The 17,001-nt window shown below is 71.8% G+C and carries 15 protein-coding genes; 9 read left to right on the top strand and 6 right to left on the bottom strand.

Annotated features, from left to right (window positions below; translation table 11 throughout):
• Positions 1–36 precede the first annotated feature (36 nt).
• Positions 37–1,095, bottom strand: coding sequence for an MBL fold metallo-hydrolase (locus ABT381_RS00080; protein WP_351585842.1), 1,059 nt, complete (start codon positions 1,093–1,095; stop codon positions 37–39).
• A gap of 195 nt (positions 1,096–1,290) precedes the next feature.
• Between ABT381_RS00080 and ABT381_RS00075 the strand changes: the two genes are divergently transcribed.
• The 6 genes from ABT381_RS00075 to ABT381_RS00050 all read left to right on the top strand — a co-directional run bounded on the left by ABT381_RS00075 (position 1,291) and on the right by ABT381_RS00050 (position 6,847).
• The gene (locus tag ABT381_RS00075; RefSeq protein WP_351585840.1) at positions 1,291–2,052 is read left to right on the top strand and encodes a 3-hydroxyacyl-CoA dehydrogenase; all 762 of its coding nucleotides are present in this window, start codon (positions 1,291–1,293) and stop codon (positions 2,050–2,052) included.
• A 75-nt stretch (positions 2,053–2,127) separates the two neighbouring features.
• Positions 2,128–2,892 (top strand): crotonase/enoyl-CoA hydratase family protein, encoded by a 765-nt coding sequence (locus ABT381_RS00070; protein WP_351585838.1) that lies wholly within the window; start codon positions 2,128–2,130, stop codon positions 2,890–2,892.
• Entirely contained in the window at positions 2,892–4,073 is a 1,182-nt protein-coding gene (locus tag ABT381_RS00065; RefSeq protein WP_351585836.1) for a CaiB/BaiF CoA transferase family protein, read from the top strand. The genes ABT381_RS00070 and ABT381_RS00065 overlap by 1 nt, the downstream gene beginning before the upstream one ends.
• A 5-nt stretch (positions 4,074–4,078) precedes the next feature.
• Positions 4,079–5,116, top strand: a complete 1,038-nt coding sequence (locus ABT381_RS00060; protein WP_351586186.1) for an LLM class F420-dependent oxidoreductase — start codon at positions 4,079–4,081, stop codon at positions 5,114–5,116.
• A gap of 61 nt (positions 5,117–5,177) precedes the next feature.
• A complete protein-coding gene (locus tag ABT381_RS00055; protein ID WP_351585834.1) occupies positions 5,178–5,966 on the top strand; it encodes an enoyl-CoA hydratase/isomerase family protein in 789 nt (262 codons plus the stop codon).
• The gene (locus ABT381_RS00050) at positions 5,963–6,847 is read left to right on the top strand and encodes a crotonase/enoyl-CoA hydratase family protein (protein ID WP_351585831.1); all 885 of its coding nucleotides are present in this window, start codon (positions 5,963–5,965) and stop codon (positions 6,845–6,847) included. Before ABT381_RS00055 ends, ABT381_RS00050 begins: the two co-directional genes overlap by 4 nt.
• Before the next feature lie 7 nt (positions 6,848–6,854).
• Here the strand turns inward: ABT381_RS00050 and ABT381_RS00045 are convergent, their stop codons facing one another.
• Positions 6,855–7,460, bottom strand: coding sequence for a TetR/AcrR family transcriptional regulator (locus ABT381_RS00045; protein WP_351585829.1), 606 nt, complete (start codon positions 7,458–7,460; stop codon positions 6,855–6,857).
• A 166-nt stretch (positions 7,461–7,626) separates the two neighbouring features.
• Here ABT381_RS00045 and ABT381_RS00040 point away from each other — a divergent pair, with 166 nt between their 5' ends.
• Entirely contained in the window at positions 7,627–9,423 is a 1,797-nt protein-coding gene (locus ABT381_RS00040; RefSeq protein WP_351585827.1) for an acyclic terpene utilization AtuA family protein, read from the top strand.
• Positions 9,424–9,445: 22 nt separating this feature from the next.
• Here ABT381_RS00040 and ABT381_RS35850 read toward each other — a convergent pair whose 3' ends face one another.
• Positions 9,446–10,120 (bottom strand): helix-turn-helix domain-containing protein, encoded by a 675-nt coding sequence (locus ABT381_RS35850; protein ID WP_467754508.1) that lies wholly within the window; start codon positions 10,118–10,120, stop codon positions 9,446–9,448.
• Between the two features lie 183 nt (positions 10,121–10,303).
• Here ABT381_RS35850 and ABT381_RS00025 point away from each other — a divergent pair, with 183 nt between their 5' ends.
• Positions 10,304–11,512, top strand: a complete 1,209-nt coding sequence (locus tag ABT381_RS00025; RefSeq protein ID WP_351585825.1) for a cytochrome P450 — start codon at positions 10,304–10,306, stop codon at positions 11,510–11,512.
• On the opposite strand, the gene ABT381_RS00020 is transcribed toward ABT381_RS00025, so the two are convergent.
• Positions 11,496–12,842, bottom strand: coding sequence for an MFS transporter (locus tag ABT381_RS00020; RefSeq protein ID WP_351585823.1), 1,347 nt, complete (start codon positions 12,840–12,842; stop codon positions 11,496–11,498). The genes ABT381_RS00025 and ABT381_RS00020 overlap by 17 nt on opposite strands.
• A gap of 195 nt (positions 12,843–13,037) precedes the next feature.
• A complete protein-coding gene (locus ABT381_RS00015; RefSeq protein ID WP_351585821.1) occupies positions 13,038–14,375 on the bottom strand; it encodes an MFS transporter in 1,338 nt (445 codons plus the stop codon).
• Positions 14,376–14,608: 233 nt separating this feature from the next.
• Between ABT381_RS00015 and ABT381_RS00010 the strand changes: the two genes are divergently transcribed.
• Positions 14,609–16,162, top strand: coding sequence for an acetolactate synthase large subunit (locus ABT381_RS00010; protein ID WP_351585819.1), 1,554 nt, complete (start codon positions 14,609–14,611; stop codon positions 16,160–16,162).
• A 50-nt stretch (positions 16,163–16,212) separates the two neighbouring features.
• On the opposite strand, the gene ABT381_RS00005 is transcribed toward ABT381_RS00010, so the two are convergent.
• The coding region (locus ABT381_RS00005) for an AAA-type ATPase lid domain-containing protein (protein WP_351585817.1) at positions 16,213–17,001 on the bottom strand (789 nt) is incomplete at its 5' end.

The raw sequence follows: 17,001 nt of genomic DNA, 5'->3' as shown, positions 1-17,001 counted from the left end.
ACAGAGCTGCACTCTTCCCAACGGACGGCGGCGGTGTCAACGAGTCGGGTGCCAACGGGCCGGGCCGCCTCCGCCGGGCGTGCTGCCGACCTCGGTGACCTCGTCCCTGGCCGCCAGCAGCTTCAGATGGGCCAGCGTCTCCCCCAGCGCGAACCGTCGCTGCTGCGCGCCGAAGGCGGCCCACGGGCGCGACCACTTCAGCCGGGCCGCCAGCTCCCACGCGGTGGCGCCGGGCGCAGCCCGTACCGCGGCGAGCGTTTCCGCCAGCCGCTCGGTGTGGTGCCGCGCCATCTGGACCAGCCGCTCGTCCAGCCGGCGGAAGCGGTACTCGTGCGCCGGGAGCACCTCCTCCACGTCGAACCGCTCCAGCCGCTCCAGCGAGAGCAGGAAGTCGGCCAGCGGGTCGCCGGGGGTCTGGGCGTACACGCCGACCGCCGGGGTGATCCGGGGCAGCACGTGATCGCCGGAGAACAGCAGCCGCCGCTCGGGCTCGTAGAAGCAGGAGTGGCCGGGGCTGTGCCCCGGTGTCCACACCACCCGCAGGTCCAGGCCGGGCAGCTTGATCCGCTCCCCGTCCTGCAGCAGGACGTCCGGGCGGGCGGCCCGGAACAGCAGGTCGCTGTTCATGCCGTCCACCGTGGCGGCGGCCTCGGTGCCGGGCACCCCGTGCGTGATCAGGTGGCGCAGTTGGCCGCTGTGCCACTTCTCCCGGGTGTCGGTGTCCGCGCCCAGGAGGGTGGCGTCCAGGGCGTGCAGGGCGACATACGCCCCCGACGCCTCGCGCACCCGGCCGGCCAGGCCGAGGTGGTCGGGGTGGCTGTGGGTGACGAGGACGGCCTTGACGTTCTCGACGGCGGTCCCGATCCCGGCCAGGCCGTCGTTGAGGGCCTGCCAGGAGACCTCGGCGTCCCATCCGGCGTCGATGAGCACGATGCCGTCGCCGGCTTCGAGCGCGTACACCAGGACGTAGCGCAGCGGGTTGTCGGGGATGGGTACGGGAAGGGACCACAGTCCGTCGCGTACGCGCTCGACCGGCGGCAGGACGCGGTCCTGCCACGCCTGCCACTGCACGGTGCCGCTGATCTCAAGTGCCACGGCTGTCCTTTCCGTTGACACCGCCATGGGGCTGTGGTTGCCTGTGGGCGGCAGTTGCCGAACGCTCGTTAAGTTAGCAGACCAGGTGCGGCGCCGGCAGCCCTTCCGCCGGGAGCGCGGTGCGCTCGTCGCGGGGGCTCCCACCCGGCCGCCCTCCGGTGGCGGCCCGCCACAGGGAAGAAAGTGGGGAGTTTCATGCGCACCGACGGTGTTTCCGCCCTTGTCACCGGTGGGGCCTCCGGCCTCGGCCTGGCCACCGCCAAGAAACTGCTGGCCTCGGGCGCCCATGTGGTGCTGCTCGACCTACCGACCTCCGACGGCGAGGCGGTGGCCAAGGAACTGGGCGAGCGGGCGGCGTTCGTCGCCGGCGACGTCAGCCACGAGGCGGATGTGACGCGTGCCGTGGAAGCCGCGGCGAGGCCGGCGCCACTGCGGGTGGCCGTCAACTGCGCCGGTATCGGCGGCGCGGGCCGTACGGTCGGCAGGGAAGGCCCGTACGACCTGGAGCGGTTCACCAAGGTGGTCACGGTCAACCTGATCGGCACCTTCAATGTGATCCGGCTGGCCGCGGCGGAGATGGTCGGCAACGAGCCCCTGGACGGCGACCGGGGCGTCATCGTCAACACCGCGTCGGTGGCGGCGTTCGACGGCCAGATCGGCCAGGCCGCGTACTCCGCCTCCAAGGGCGGTGTCGTCGGCATGACCCTGCCGATCGCCCGCGACCTGGCGAACCGTCAGGTGCGCGTGACGACGATCGCGCCGGGCCTGTTCGACACCCCGCTGCTGGGCCGCGCCTCGCAGGAGGTGCGCGACTCGCTGGGCCAGCAGGTGCCGCACCCGTCGCGCCTCGGCACCCCGGACGAGTACGCCTCGCTGGTCGCGCACATCGTCGACAATCCGATGCTCAACGGCGAGGTCATCCGCCTCGACGGCGCCATCCGGATGGCGCCCAAGTAAGTACCTCCCGAGGGGCCCAAGGAAAGCGCACCCGCACCGGCCCTTCCCGGCCGCCGACCCCCTACGGAGCCACCGATGACCGATGCGGTCAGCACCACATTCTCCGACGGCATCGCCGTGATCACGATCAACCGCCCCGAGGCCCGCAACGCCGTCAACCTGAGCGTCGCCGAGGGCGTCGCCGCCGCGCTCGACGAGCTGGACGCCCGCGACGACCTGACCGTCGGCGTCCTCACCGGCTCCGGCGGCACCTTCTGCTCCGGGATGGACCTCAAGGCGTTCCTCAAGGGCGAGCGCCCCAGCATCGAGGGGCGCGGTTTCGCGGGCCTCACCGACGCACCTCCCCGCAAGCCCCTGATCGCGGCGGTCGAGGGGTACGCGCTGGCCGGCGGCTGTGAACTCGCCCTCGCCTGCGACCTGATCGTGGCCGCCGACGACGCGCAGTTCGGCCTCCCCGAGGTCAAGCGCGGGCTGGTCGCCGCCGCCGGCGGACTGCTGCGGCTGCCGCAGCGCCTGCCGTACCAGATCGCCATGGAACTGGCCCTGACCGGCGCCTTCCTGGACGCCCGCCGCGCCCACGGCTACGGCCTGGTCAACCGGCTCACCGAGCCCGGCGGCGCGCTGGACGGCGCCCGCGAGCTCGCCGCCGCCATCGCGGCCAACGGCCCGCTCGCCGTCCGGGTCAGCAAGGAGGTCGTCGTGGGCTCCACCGTCTGGCCGGCCGCCGAGGCCAAGGAGCGCCAGAAGGCCCTGGTGGAGCCGGTCTTCGTCTCCGAGGACGCCAAGGAGGGCCCGCGCGCCTTCGCCGAGAAGCGCGCCCCGCGCTGGACCGGCCGCTGATGAACGCGGCACAGGACGCGCAGGATCCGTCCGGCGCACAGGACGCGTCCGGCGGGCCGCTCGCCGGCGTACGGATCATCGAACTCGGCGGTATCGGCCCGGGCCCGTTCGCGGGGATGGTGCTCGCCGGTCTCGGCGCCGAGGTGATACGGATCGAGCGGCCCGGCGCACGCGCCAGCGCCGCCGACACGATCCTGCTGCGCGGCCGGCGGTCGGTGACGGTCGACCTCAAGGACCCCGAGGGCGCCGCCGCCGTACTGCGCCTGACCGACTCCGCCGACGCCCTGATCGAAGGGTTCCGGCCGGGTGTCGCCGAGCGGCTGGGCCTGGGCCCGGAGGACTGTCTGGCCCGTAACCCGCGCCTGGTGTACGGGCGGATGACCGGCTGGGGCCAGGACGGGCCGCTCTCCCGGGCCCCCGGCCACGACATCAACTACATCGGGCTCACCGGTGTGCTGCACGCGATCGGCCCGGCCGGCGGCGACCCCGTTCCCCCGCTCAACCTGATCGGCGACTTCGGCGGCGGCGGAATGCTGCTGGCGCTCGGCGTGGTCAGCGCGCTGCTGCACGCCCGCGCCACCGGCGGCGGCCAGGTGGTGGACGCGGCCATGACCGACGGCAGCGCCCTGCTGCTCGCCATGACCCACGGGTTCCTCGCCCACGGAATGTGGCGGGACGAACGCGGCGTCAACCTCTTCAGCGGCTGCGCGCCCTTCTACACCACCTACCGCTGCGCGGACGGCAATCACGTCGCGGTCGGCGCGATCGAGCCGCGGTTCTACGCCGACCTGGTGCGCGGACTGGGCCTGGCCGACGACCCCGAGTGCGGTACTCAGGGCGCGCAGGAGAGCTGGCCCGTCGTACGGCAGCGGTTCGCCGGGATCTTCGCGACCCGCACCCGGGACGAGTGGGCCGAGCACTTCGCCGGTACCCACGCCTGTGTCACGCCCGTCCTCTCCCTGACCGAGGCCGCTGCCCACCCGCACAACGCCGCCCGCTCCACCTTCCTCGACGGCGACGGCCCGCTGCGCCCCGCCCCGGCCCCCCGGTTCTCCGCCACCCCGGCCACCGCCCCGGGGCCCGCCCCGAAAGCGGGCGAGGACGCCCGGGCCGTACTGGCCCAGGCGGGCTTCTCCACCGCCGAGATCGACAACCTGACTGCACGAGGAGTCATCGGATGACCGGGATGAGAATCGGCATGATGCTGAGCTACAGCGGCGGTTTCAAGGAGACCGTCGAGGTGCTCGGCGACTACGAGAAGGCCGGGCTGGACATCGTCTTCGTGCCGGAGGCGTACTCCTACGACGCGATCAGCCAGCTGGGCTTCATCGCCGCGCGCACCGAGCGCCTGGAGATCGCCTCCGGCATCCTCCAGATCTACACCCGGACGCCCAGCCTGACCGCGATGACGGCGGCCGGCCTGGACTATGTCTCCGACGGCCGGTTCACGCTCGGGATCGGCGCCTCGGGGCCGCAGGTGATCGAGGGGTTCCACGGTCTGCCGTACGACGCTCCGCTGGCGCGTACCCGGGAGATCGTCGAGATCTGCCGGCAGGTGTGGCGCCGCGAGAAGGTCGTCCACGATGGCCGGCACTACCAGATCCCGCTCCCGGCCGAGCGGGGCACGGGGCTGGGCAAGCCGCTCAAGCTGATCAACCACCCGGTACGTGACCGCGTCCCCGTCATCCTCGCCGCGATCGGGCCGAAGAACGTGGCGCTGACCGCCGAGATCGCCGAGGGCTGGCTGCCCATCTTCTTCCACCCGGAGAAGGCGGGCGAGGTCTGGGGGCCGTCGCTGGCCGAGGGCGCGGCCCGGCGCGACCCGGCGCTCGGACCGCTGGACATCGTGGCGCAGGCACCGCTGGCCATCGGCGAGGACGTCGACGAACTGGTCGACCTGGCCCGGCCGCAACTCGCGCTGTACATCGGCGGCATGGGCGCGCGCGGCCGCAACTTCTACAACAACCTCGCGCGCCGTTACGGCTACGAGGCCGAGGCGGCCAAGATCCAGGATCTCTATCTGGCCGGCCGCAAGGAAGAGGCGGCGGCCGCGGTGCCCGCCGATCTGCTGCGGGACATCTCGCTGATCGGCCCCGCCTCCTACGTCGCCGAACGCCTCGACGCCTATCGGGCCGCCGGGGTCACCACCCTCAAGGTCAACCCCGTATCGCCCGATCCCGCCCGGCGCCTGGCCGACCTGGAGAAGCTCAAGACCATGGTGTAGCGCCGGCGAGCCCGCGATCCCGTGAGGTTCTCCTTCCGTGAGAAAGGATGGGTCCGACGTCATGACCGACGATCCTGTTCTGCTGACCGACCGCGCCGGTGGCGTCCTGACGCTGACCCTGAACCGCCCGAGCCGCAAGAACGCCATCAACGACGAGCTGTGGGGCGCGCTGGGCGAGGCGCTGACCGCGGCGGGCAACGACCCGGAAGTGCGGGTGGTCGTCCTGGCCGGGGCCGGCGGGGCGTTCTGCGCCGGGGCCGACCTCTCCGGCCGGCGCGCCGAGGCCCATCCGCTGTCCCGGATGCACCGGATCAACGAGATCGCGCTGCGGCTGCACGAGCTGCCCGTACCGACCGTGGCCAAGGTCGACGGCGTAGCGGTCGGAGCGGGCTGGAATCTCGCCCTGGGCTGCGACTTCGTCGTCGCCACCCCGCAGTCCCGGTTCTCGCAGATCTTCGCGCGCCGCGGCCTGTCGCTGGACTTCGGCGGCTCGTGGCTGCTGCCCAAGCTGGTGGGGCTGCAGCAGGCCAAGCGGCTGGCGCTGCTGGCCGAGATGATCGAGGCGGACGAGGCGCACCGGCTGGGCCTGGTGACCTGGCTGGTCGAGCCGGATGAGCTGGACAAGTTCGTCACCGGCCTCGGCGAGCGGCTGGCCGCCGGGCCGCCGGTGGCGCTGGCGCAGAACAAGGCGCTGCTCAACGAGGGGGCCGACCGGACGATGCGGGACGCGCTGGCGAGCGAGGCGCGCGCCCAGACGGTCAACTTCGCGACCGAGGACGCGCCGGCGGCCTTCGCGGCCTTCAACGAGAAGCGGGAACCGGAATTCACGGGAAAGTGGGCCGTCAAGTGACCGACTACACGCAGATCGCCTACGAGGTCGCCGACGGCGTCGCCACGATCACCCTCGACCGCCCCGAACGGCTCAACGCCTTCACCACCACGATGGCCGCCGAGCTGATCGCCGCGCTGGACGCCACCGACGCCGACGACACCGTACGGGCCGTGGTGCTCACCGGCGCCGGGCGGGGCTTCTGCGCCGGTGCGGACCTCCAGGGCGGGGCCGCGACCTTCGACCACAGCGACCCGCAACGGGCCGCCGAGCGTGCCGACTTCGGCACCGTCGGCGGGGCGCCGCGCGACGGCGGCGGCTGCGTGTCGCTGCGGATCGCGGCCTCCCGCAAGCCGGTGATCGTGGCCTTCAACGGGCCCGCGGTCGGGGTCGGCGCCACCATGACGCTCCCGGCGGACATCCGGATCGCCTCGGACACGGCGCGGTTCGGGTTCGTCTTCGCCCGCCGCGGGATCGTGCCGGAGGCCGCGTCCAGCTGGTTCCTGCCCCGGATCGTCGGGATCTCGCAGGCGATGGAGTGGGTGGCGACCGGGCGGGTCTTCGACGCGTCGGAGGCGCTGGCGGGCGGGCTCGTCTCGCGGGTCGTACCGGCTGCCGAGCTGCTGCCGACCGCGTACGGGATCGCCGCCGAGATCGCGGAGAACACCTCCGCCGTGTCGGTCGCGCTGTCCCGGCAGCTGTTGTGGTCGATGCTCGGCGCCGCGTCGCCGTGGGAGGCGCACCGGCTGGACTCGCGGGCGATGACCCGGCTCGGCCAGGGCCCGGACGCGGCCGAGGGCGTCACCTCGTTCCTGGAGAAGCGACCGCCGAAGTTCCCCGCGCGGATCGCCGACCACCTCGATGTCGTACCGGCGTGGCCGAGCCGCCCCGAGGGGATGTAGCGGACAGTCAGGCGGAGTGGCGCGGGCGTCGGCCCGCCGGGCGGTACTCCACGAGTACGAGCGCCAGCTCCACGTAACGCTCGGCCAGCTCGTCCACGCTCAGCTCGCCGCCCTCGCGATACCACTGGGCGATGGCGTTGCACATCGCGATCACCCCGCGCCGCGCGTCCTCGGGGTGCGGGGTGCGGAAGACGCCCTGCTCCACCCCGTCCTCGACGATCTGCTGGAACATCCGGGAGCCGTCGAACTGGCGGCGCTGGAAGTCCTCCAACTGCGCCTCGGACATGCTGCGCCACTCGGTGAGCGTCAGGCTGCTCTCCAGCCGGTACTCCGCGCGGTACCGCACGGTGGCCCGCACCAGCGCCGCCAGCCGCTCCCCCGGGTCGTCGCCGGCGGCTTCCAGCTCCTTGCGGCAGGATTCGAAGTACGCCTGGCCGCTGTCGTTCACCAGCGCGTGCAGCAGCTCCTGCTTGCCGGTGTAGTAGTGGTACATCGCCGACAGGCTCACGCCGGCCCGCCGGGCGATGTCCCGGATCGACGCGGCGGCGTACCCGCGCTCCGCGAACTCGTGCCGGGCGGCCTCCAGAATGGCCTGCTGGCCTGCACCTCGCACGGTGCCCTCCTCACGCCTGAACGAACGTCGGTCAGTGTACGCGTCCACGCCGCGCCGGAGGTCTGCGCGCCGCGGGGCTTGCCACCCTCCCCGACGCCCGGCATCCTCATGACCTGAACGATCGTTCATTCACCGGGAGACACCAGGAGAGGCCAGAATGAATGACATGAACCGACGGCCGGTCCGCATCGCGAACTTCTCCGGCTACTACGGCGACCGTTACACCGCGTTCGACGAGGCCATGGCCGGTGACCCGGTGGATGTGCTGATGGGCGACTACCTCGCCGAGATCACCCTGGCCTCGATGTCGCCGCTGTACACGAAGGACTCGTCCAAGGGATACATCACCTACTTCCTCCGCCAGATCCGCCCGCACCTCGCCGCCCTCGCCGAGCGCGGCCTGAAGGTCGTGACCAACGCCGGGGCGTTCAACCCGGAGGCGCTGGCGAACGCCCTGCGCGAGGCGATCGCGGAGGCGGGTGTGCCGCTCCGGGTGGCCCATGTCGAGGGTGACAATCTCCTGCCCCGGCTGGGCGAACTCCGGGCAGCAGGGCACCAGTTGGAGAATCTGGACACCGGTGAGCCGCTGTCGTCCTGGGACGCCGAGCCGATCAGCGCCAATGCGTACCTCGGCGGCTGGGGCATCGCCACGGCGCTGCGGGAGGGCGCCGACATCGTGGTCTGCGGCCGGGTCACCGACGCCTCGCTGACGGCCGGCCCGGCGGCCTGGTGGCACGAGTGGGGCACCGAGGACTGGGACCAGCTGGCCGGAGCCGTGGTCGCCGGACACATCATCGAGTGCGGGCCGCACGCCGTGGGCGGCAACTTCTCCGGCTTCACCGAGATCCCCGGCGCGCACCGGCCGGGCTTCCCGGTCGCCGAGGTCGCGGCCGACGGCAGCAGCGTGATCACCAAGCACGGGCGCGATCTCGGCGCGGTCACCGTCGACACCGTCACCGCCCAGCTGGTGTACGAGATCCAGGGCCCGCGCTACCTCAACCCCGATGTGACCGTCCACCTGGACGGCGTCCGGCTGAGCCAGGCGGGCCCCGACCGGGTCGAGGTCTCCGGTGCGGCCGGTTCCCCGCCGCCGCACACCACCAAGGTCGCGATCTTCGCCCCGATCGGCCACCAGATCGTGCTGACGGTGTATCTGACCGGCCTGGACATCGAGGAGAAGTACGAGCTGCTGCGCACCCAGATCCGGGACCAGGTGGCCGGGCCCGGGGTGGACGAGCTGGACATCAGCATGATCGGTACCGTCGCGGCCGATCCGCAGAGCCAGTGGGAGGCGACCGTACCGGTACGCGTCATGGCCACCGCCCGGGAGCCGGAGCCGCTGGAGTACCCCCACTTCGCGGGCCGGATCGGCGGGCTGTTCCTGTGCAGCGTCCCGGGCTTCTTCTACGACACCGGCGCGCAGCGGGTCACCGGACCGCAGCCGCGCATCGAGTACTGGCCCGGGCTGCTGCCCATGACGGCCGTCGAGCAGCGGGTCGTGCTGCCGGACGGGCGCCGCATCGCCGTCGCGCCGCCCGCCGTCACCCAGGCGCCGACGGGCCAGCCGGTGCACGCGGAGCCCGACCCGTACCCGCGGACCGGTCCCACCGAGCGTGCCCCGCTGGGCCGGATCGCGCACGCCCGCAGCGGCGACAAGGGCGGCAACAGCAACGTCGGCGTCTGGGTGGCCGATCCGGAGGCGTGGCCGTGGCTGCGGGCCACGCTGAGCACCGACGAGCTGCGGCGGATGGTCCCCGAGGCGAAAGAACTGGACATCGTCCGCCACGAGTTCCCGCAGCTGCACGCGGTCCACTTCGTACTGCGCGGCCTGCTCGGCACCGGCGGCTCCAGCAACCTCCGCGCCGACCAGGTCGGCAAGGCCGTGGGCGAGTACATCCGTACCCGGCTCACGGACATCCCGGTCGAACTGTTGGCACGACGCGGGGCGGCGCGGGGCCGGTGACCGGTGCCGTCCAGTCGCCCCGTCACGACAGGAGGGTGCGCCAGCGGTCGGCCGACTCGACCATGTCCAGGATGACCCGCTCCAGGAATTTCCCTCCCTTGGCCAGCCGCTGCCCCACGGGGCTGTCGAGCCCGAGCGTCTCCGCCGCCGCCATCGAGGCCTGCGCCGCCTCGAGCGTCTGCCGTGAGCTGATCACGATCGAGTTGTACCAGGCGTCGTCGTCGACCACGTAGATGTCGCGACGCCGCTGCGGATCGCGCTCGCGCCGGACATATCCGTGCTGTACCAGGTAGTTCACGGACACGGAGACGGAGGCCGGGCTGACGTTCAGCCGACGAGTCAGCTCGGCCGCGGTACGCCTGCCGTCCTCGGACAACAACAGGTCGACGTGCACACGCGCCGTCATCCTCGGCAGCCCCGACCTGACCGCCACCTCGATGATCTCCTCCTCCACCGCGCCGCCCGGCGGTCCGGCCGCGCGTGCGGGGGCCGGTGTGCCACGCCGCGCCCGCTGGACCGTCGCCTGGTGCGCCTGCTGGGGCCGGTAGCCGCCGGGGCCGCCGTTGCGTCCGACCTCCCGGCTGATCGTCGAGGTCGGCCGGTCGAGCCGCCTGGCGATCTCCGCGTACGAGAGCCCGTCGGCGAGCCCCGCCGCGATGCGCTGGCGCTCCTGCTGGGTCAATCGTCCTCCTGGCATGCCGTCAGTATTGCCTTCGACGCCATTCATTGCAACGCAGCATTGCATTCGAGCCCAGCGTCATTGCATCAAATTGCAGCCACTGACCTGCGTAAATCCCTTTCCATGGATTGACGCCACTCTGAATGCAACGTAGCTTTCGCGATACGCCAAACACGTCCTATCGCGAGATGAGGAATGGCAATGGGGGAATCCCTGCACACCGTCACGACGCTGCCGACGGCACGTCAGCCCGGCTGCCCCTTCGACCCGCCGGCCGAGCTGACCGACGCCCGGCGGCACGGCCCCATCAGCCGCTACACCTTCCCCGGCGGAAAACCCGGCTGGCTGATCACCGGATACGACCTGGTCAGATCGGTCCTGGCCGACTCGCGGTTCAGCTCGCGCAAGGAACTCATGCGCTATCACCCGACCATCGACTACGGCGACATCGAGGTACCTCCGGCGCCGCCCGGCGAATTCCTCCTCATGGACGATCCCCAGCACAGGCGCTATCGCAAGCCGCTGGCGGGCAAGTTCACCGTACGGCGAATGCGCCTGCTCACCGAGCGCATCGAGCAGATCACCGCCGACTGCCTGGACGCCATGGAGGAAACCGGGCCGCCGGCCGACCTGGTGACCGCGTTCGCCAAGCCCATCCCCGCCATCGTGATCTGTGAGCTGCTGGGGGTGCCGTACGAGGACCGGGGCTCCTTCCAGGGGAACGTCGAGTCGTTCATGAGCGGAGAGACGAGCGACGAGGACCTGATCGCGGCCTACACCGCGGTCCAGGACTACCTCGCGGAGCTGGTGGCCGCCAAGCGCGCGAACCCCACCGACGACGTGCTCAGCGACCTCACCGACAGCGACCTGACCGATGAGGAACTGAAGGGAATCAGCCTGATCCTGCTGGCGGCCGGCTTCGACACCACCGCGAACATGCTGGCGCTGGGCACCTTCGCGCTGCTGCAGAACCCGGCCCAACTGGCCGCGCTGCGCGCCGATGACGCGCTCGCCGACCAAGCCGTGGAGGAGCTGCTGCGGTATCTGAGCGTCGCCAAGACGTTCATGAGGACGGCGCTGGAGGACGTCGAGCTGGGCGGCCGGACCATCGAGGCCGGCGCGCCCGTCATCCTGTCGTACCACACCGCCAACCGCGACCCCGAGCGCTTCGCCGACCCTCATGTGCTCGACCTGCGCAGGCAGGACGGCGGGCACCTGGCCTTCGGTCACGGCATCCACCAGTGCCTGGGTCAGCAGCTGGCCCGCGTCGAGATGCGGGTCGCGTTCTCCGCCCTGGTCAACCGCTTCCCCACGCTGCGCCTGGCCGTACCGGCCGAAGAAGTCGCCCTGCGCCCGGAGACCGCGGACATCTACGGGGTCAAGAGCCTCCCGGTCACCTGGGACGTGTGACCGGGGTCCGGTGACGGTCCGGTCCGCGCAGTCGGGCCGCGTCCCGTTCGGGGTTGACGCCGAGGAGTGCCGCGAGCCCGCCCACGAGCACCATGGCCCCGAAGAGCTGGAAGGCGCGTCCGTAGCCGACGGCGGGGTTTGCGGCCTGGTCGACGATCCAGCCGGTGAGGTACGGGCCGTAGACCCCGCCTAGGGACATCAGGGCCATGAAGATGCCGAGGGTACTGGCGAGTTGACGCGGCGGGACGATCTCCGCCAGGCCGGCGTTGAACAGCGGGAAGATACTCGCGCCGAACGCGTAGCCGATCGAGACGACGGCGACCGCGGCGGCCGGCGTACCGATGCTCGGCAGCAGCGCCATCGTGGCGCCGCACACCAGCAGGGCCACCGAGGGGACGACGCCCCGCAGGACGCGTGAGGTGGCGCCGCGCCCGATCAGCCGGTCGCCGATCCAGGAGAGCCCGAACATGACCACCAGCGACGCGATGCTCGGAAAGCCGAACATGGTGCCCGCCTGCACCCTGCTGTAGCCCAGGCCCGTCTCGAAGTACGACGGCAGCCAGGTCAGCACCACGGTCACCAGGGCGTACATCGACATCGTCGCGAGCGCGCCGCCGAGGAAGGTGGGCGACAGGATCACCTTGGCCCACGGGACGGCCGGCTCGTCGGCAACCCCGGTCGCCCCTGTCGCCCCGGCCGCCTTGTCCTCACCGTACGGGCCGGGGCTCCAGGTGGGGAGCCAGAGCGCCAGCCAGACCAGGCCCGCGGCCGCGAGGACCAGGAAGGCGGTCCGCCACCCGTAGGCGGCGACCACGACCGCCAGCCCGGGGGCGACCGCGATCTTGGCGATCGAGGCGCACGCCGTGATGCAGGCCGAAGGAAGGCCGCGCTTCTCGCGCGGGTGCCAGGAGTAGAGCGCCGTGTGGATGATCGGGCCCGACGGCCCTTCCAGGAAGCCGAGCAGCATCCGGCTCAGCAGCAGAACGGTGAAGGTGGCGGAGACGACCAACGGGAGCATGGCGGCCGACCAGCCGACCGCGAGGAGCGCGAGCGACCACTTCAGCGCCATCCAGCGGTTGAGCAGGCCCGCGACCAGGTTGCCGACGGTGAAGGTCAGGAAGAACGAACTGCCGATCAGACCGATCTGCGAGGAGTTGAGGCCCAGCTCCTCGGCGAGCGGCTGGGCCACGAGGCCGAACACGGCCTTGTCGGCCCAGTTCACGATGTACAGCACCATCAGCAGGCCGGTGAAACCCCAGGCTTTGGCCCGGGATTCACCGGCGGACGGGACCGCGGCGGCACGGGTACCGGGCACATCGGTTGTCGGCACGGGTGTCTCCTTCGGGGAGGGGTACGCCTCGTCGGGCGGTCAATCCGCGGCGGCACCGGTGGACAGTCTGGCGAGAAAACCAGACGAACGATCGCTAAGGTAATTGGCGAGTCAAGGTCTGTCCACGTCCCGGACATGATGCGACCGAGTTACCTGCTTCCTCGGTACCGCGTTACCTGCGTCCCCGGTGCCGAGTTACCTGCTTCCCCGCTGCCGCGCGCCACGCGCCTCCGGTGCGGAAGCGGACTCGGAAGCAGCCGTACCGGTGCCCAGCCGGGCCGCGTCCCGGTCGGGGCGGACGACCAGGAGGGACGCCAACCCGCCGAGGATCACCAGCCCACCGGCCAGATCGAAGGCGAGGCCGTATCCGGCCGCCTTGGTGGCGGCGTTGTCGATCAACATGCCGGTCACGATGGGCGCGACGACGCCGGCGAGCGTGACGATGGCGTACCAGATCCCGAGGGCGGCGCCCCGCTGCCGAGCGGGCACGGTGTCGGCGACAGCGGCCTGTGACAGCGGCGTCTGGGCGTTGCCGACGCCGAAGGCCAGCGCGATGAGCGGCAGTACCAACGCGGGCGACCCGACCCGTGTCATCAGGAGCGTGCACACCCCGGCGAGCAGTGCCAGGCCACCGCCCAACACCCCCTGCGCCAGGCGCCGGGAGACGCCGCGTTTGATCAGCCGCTGGGAGACACCGCCGCCCAGCAGCATGAACGCGATACTGGCGTAGGCCGGCACGCTCGCCACGAAGCCGACCGAGCCGTGGCCGAAGCCGGCGACCTGCTCCAGGTACAGCGGCAGGAAGGCGATCCCGACGCCGAGCCCCCAGTAGACGGTGAAGCCCGCGAAGACGGTGCCCAGCCACGTTCCGGTGCACAGCAGGCGCCAGTAGGACTGCCGCGGCGCGGCGGTCGGCACCGCCCGGGACTGCCGGTCGGGCGCGGCCGCCGGGCGGGCCGCGTACGGTCCGTCGCCGCCGAGGGTCAGCCACGCGGCCACCCAGACGAGGCCGGCAACTCCGAGAAGGCCGAAGGCGGTTCGCCAGCCATAGGCACCGATCGCCGCGTTGAGCAGCGGCGCGCCGACGATGACGCCGAGTCCGGAGCCGATGGTCATCAGCGCCGCGGTCAGGCCGCGGTTCTTCTCCGGGACCCAGCCGAAGGCGACGTGGGTACCGAGCGGGAACCCGGGCCCTTCACCGGCGCCGAGCAGGATGCGGGTCGCGAGCAGCACCGTCACGCCGGCGGCCGGGAGGAGGACCGGCAGTTGGGCGAGTGACCAGACCACCGCGAGGCCGGCCAGCAGCCACTTGCCGGAGAGCCGGTTGCCGAGAAAGCCGAAGACGATCGCGGAGATGCTGAACAGGAGGTAGAAGGAGCTGGCGATGGAGCCGTACTGGGTTGCGGACAGGCCCAGTTCCTCCATCATCGGGCCTGCCGCCAGACCGATGATGGCCTTGTCCGCGAAGTTGATGGCCAGGAAGAGCATGAGCAGGAAGATCGCCCATCGGCTTCTGGCAAGGGTGGATTGCATCGAACCTCCGGCTTGTTGGCTCGGGTGCTGCATGCGAAAGGGCAAGCCGATGAGGGGCGGCAGGCACCGGACGCTAGAGGCAGTGCCCATGGTCGTCAAGGCTCACGGACATCGACGATCGGTGCGGCACGGTCAACGCTGGAAACCGCCTCGGAACCGTCTCGGCACCCTCTCGACACTTAATTAACGACCGCTTAGTATCCGAGGTTGAGCCGTCTAGAGAGAGGCTGTCCATGAACGGCGCACAGTCGCTGATCCGCACTCTCGTCCGTGCCGGCGTGGACGTGTGCTTCGCCAATCCCGGTACGTCGGAGATGCACTTCGTCGCCGCGCTCGACGCGGTACCCGACATGCGCGGAGTGCTCGGCCTGTTCGAGGGCGTCGTCACCGGAGCCGCCGACGGCTACGCGCGGATCGCCGACAAACCGGCGGCCACCCTGCTGCACCTGGGCCCCGGTCTCGGGAACGGGCTGGCCAATCTCCACAACGGCCGCCGCGCCCACACCCCGCTCGTGAACGTGGTGGGTGATCACGCCACGTACCACAAGAAGTACGACGCGCCGCTGGAGTCGGACATCGAGCCGGTGGCCGGGTCGGTGAGCGGCTGGGTGCGGCGGTGCGACCGGGTCGCCGACGTCGGAGCCGACGCGGCGGCGACGGTGGCGGCGTCGATGGAACCGCCGGGGCAGATCGCGACGCTCATCCTGCCCGCCGACGCCTCCTGGGGCGAGGGCGGCGAGGTCGCCGAACCACTGCCCGTACGTACCCCTGCGGCTCCCGACTCCCGGGCGGTGTCGGCCGTCGCCGACGTGCTGCGCGGCGGCGAACCCGTCGCGCTACTGATCGGCGGCCGGGCGTGCCGGGCAGCGGGGCTGCGCGCGACGAGCCGCATCGCGAACGCCACCGGCGCGCGGGCGTTCGTGGAGACCTTCCCCGCACGGCTGGAACGGGGCGCGGGCGTGCCCGCCCTCGAACGGCTCGGTTACTTCGCCGAGCAGGCCGCCAAGCAACTGAACGGTGTCACCCACCTGGTCGTCGCCGGGACCGTCTCTCCCGTGTCGTTCTTCGCCTACCCGGACAAGCCGAGCGACCTGGTGCCCGCGGGAGCCCGCGTGCACACCCTCGCCGGCCAGGGCGAGGACGTGGTCGCCGCGCTGGAGGCGCTGGCCGAGCAGGTGGCCGCCGACACCGCGCCGACGGTGGCGGAACCCGCCCGGCCGGCGCTGCCGAGCGGCCCTCTCACCAGGAAGAACTGGGCCGATGTCGTCGGCGCGCTGCTCCCGGACGGTGCGATCATCGCCGATGAGGCGAACACCTCGGGAGCGTCCCTGCCGCAGGCCACGGCCGGCGCGTCCCGGCACGATGTACTGACCCTGACCGGCGGCGCGATCGGCCAGGGCATGCCGGTCGCCACCGGAGCGGCGATCGCGGCACCGGACCGCCCGGTGATCAGCCTGGAGGCCGACGGCAGCGCGATGTACACCATTTCGGCGCTGTGGACGCAGGCGCGCGAAAACCTCGACGTCACGACGGTGATCCTCAACAACAGCGCCTACGCTGTGCTGCGCCTGGAAATGCAACGCGTCGGCGCCGACCTGTCGGGCCCCGCCGCCAAGACGCTCCTCGACCTCTCCTCCCCCGCGCTGGACTTCGTCAGGATCGCCGAAGGCATGGGCGTTCCGGCATCCCGGGCAACCACCTGCGAAGAGCTCGCCGACCAACTCCGGCGCGCCCTGGCGGAACCGGGACCACACCTGATCGAGGCCGTGGTCCCGGCGGCGCTGTAGAGCCCACGCTCAGCGCCACGAATCCGCACAACACGGGTCCGCACAATGCGTCAGACGTTCCCCGGTCGGTCCGGGCGGGGCGGGAGCTGGATGCCGTACTGGGCGATCTTGCGGTAGACGGTCGCGCGGCCGACGCCCAGGCGGGCCGCCGCGCGGGCGACGGTGGCGTCCGGCTCGGTCAGGCAGCGGATGATTTCATCGCGTTCGAGGACCTGGAGGCGGGTCAGGCGGTGGCCGGTGCCGGTGAGGAGTTCCGGCGGTAGGTGCCGGAGGTCGACGGTGTCGGCGCGGGAGGCCGCCTCGCGTATCACCTGCCGCAGCCGGGTGGCGTTCTCCGGCCAGGGGTACGAGGTCAGGGCGTCGGCCGCGGCGCGGGTGAAGCGCACCGGGCGGCCGCGGCGCTGGTGGGCGAAGTGGTGGGCCAGCGGGAGGATGTCGTCCGGGCGCAGGCGCAGCGGCGGCACCTCGATCACCGAATCGACCAGTGCGGCCATCGGCTCCGGGATCGCGTCGTACTCCTCGGCGGTGATGAGGAAGGGCTGCGTACGCGTCGGCTCCGCCCCGGGCGCCGGGCCGGGCCCCCCGCCCGGCGCCCGCCGCAGGCCGGTGAAGATGTCGGTCAGCTCGGCCGCCGCCCAGGCCGGCAGCGTGTCCACGCGCGAGACGATGACGCAGGTGTGCTCCTTGCCCAGCTCGGCGGTCCACAGGGTCAGCCAGGACTCGACGTCATGGGCGGCAGGAGGGCAGGCCCGCAGCAGGCGTTCTCGCGCGTGCAGCCCCTGGCGGGCCGCCGCGGCCAGCGCCGCCTTGCCCGCTCCCCGCTCGCCGACGACGGCCAC

The organism is Streptomyces sp. NPDC000151 (genome assembly GCF_040301705.1).
Lineage (GTDB): Bacteria > Actinomycetota > Actinomycetes > Streptomycetales > Streptomycetaceae > Streptomyces.
This window is presented reverse-complemented; position numbering and strand designations above follow the sequence as displayed.

Excerpts from the sequence above, each read along its gene's own strand:
- ABT381_RS00075 (WP_351585840.1), top strand. The coding sequence starts at position 1,291 with ATGCGCACCGACGGTGTTTCCGCCCTTGTCACCGGTGGGGCCTCCGGC.
- ABT381_RS00065 (WP_351585836.1), top strand. The coding sequence starts at position 2,892 with ATGAACGCGGCACAGGACGCGCAGGATCCGTCCGGCGCACAGGACGCG.
- ABT381_RS00055 (WP_351585834.1), top strand. The coding sequence starts at position 5,178 with ATGACCGACGATCCTGTTCTGCTGACCGACCGCGCCGGTGGCGTCCTG.
- ABT381_RS00070 (WP_351585838.1), top strand. The coding sequence starts at position 2,128 with ATGACCGATGCGGTCAGCACCACATTCTCCGACGGCATCGCCGTGATC.
- ABT381_RS00010 (WP_351585819.1), top strand. The coding sequence starts at position 14,609 with ATGAACGGCGCACAGTCGCTGATCCGCACTCTCGTCCGTGCCGGCGTG.
- ABT381_RS35850 (WP_467754508.1), bottom strand. The coding sequence starts at position 10,120 with ATGCCAGGAGGACGATTGACCCAGCAGGAGCGCCAGCGCATCGCGGCG.
- ABT381_RS00060 (WP_351586186.1), top strand. The coding sequence starts at position 4,079 with ATGAGAATCGGCATGATGCTGAGCTACAGCGGCGGTTTCAAGGAGACC.
- ABT381_RS00040 (WP_351585827.1), top strand. The coding sequence starts at position 7,627 with ATGAACCGACGGCCGGTCCGCATCGCGAACTTCTCCGGCTACTACGGC.
- ABT381_RS00015 (WP_351585821.1), bottom strand. The coding sequence starts at position 14,375 with ATGCAATCCACCCTTGCCAGAAGCCGATGGGCGATCTTCCTGCTCATG.
- ABT381_RS00025 (WP_351585825.1), top strand. The coding sequence starts at position 10,304 with ATGGGGGAATCCCTGCACACCGTCACGACGCTGCCGACGGCACGTCAG.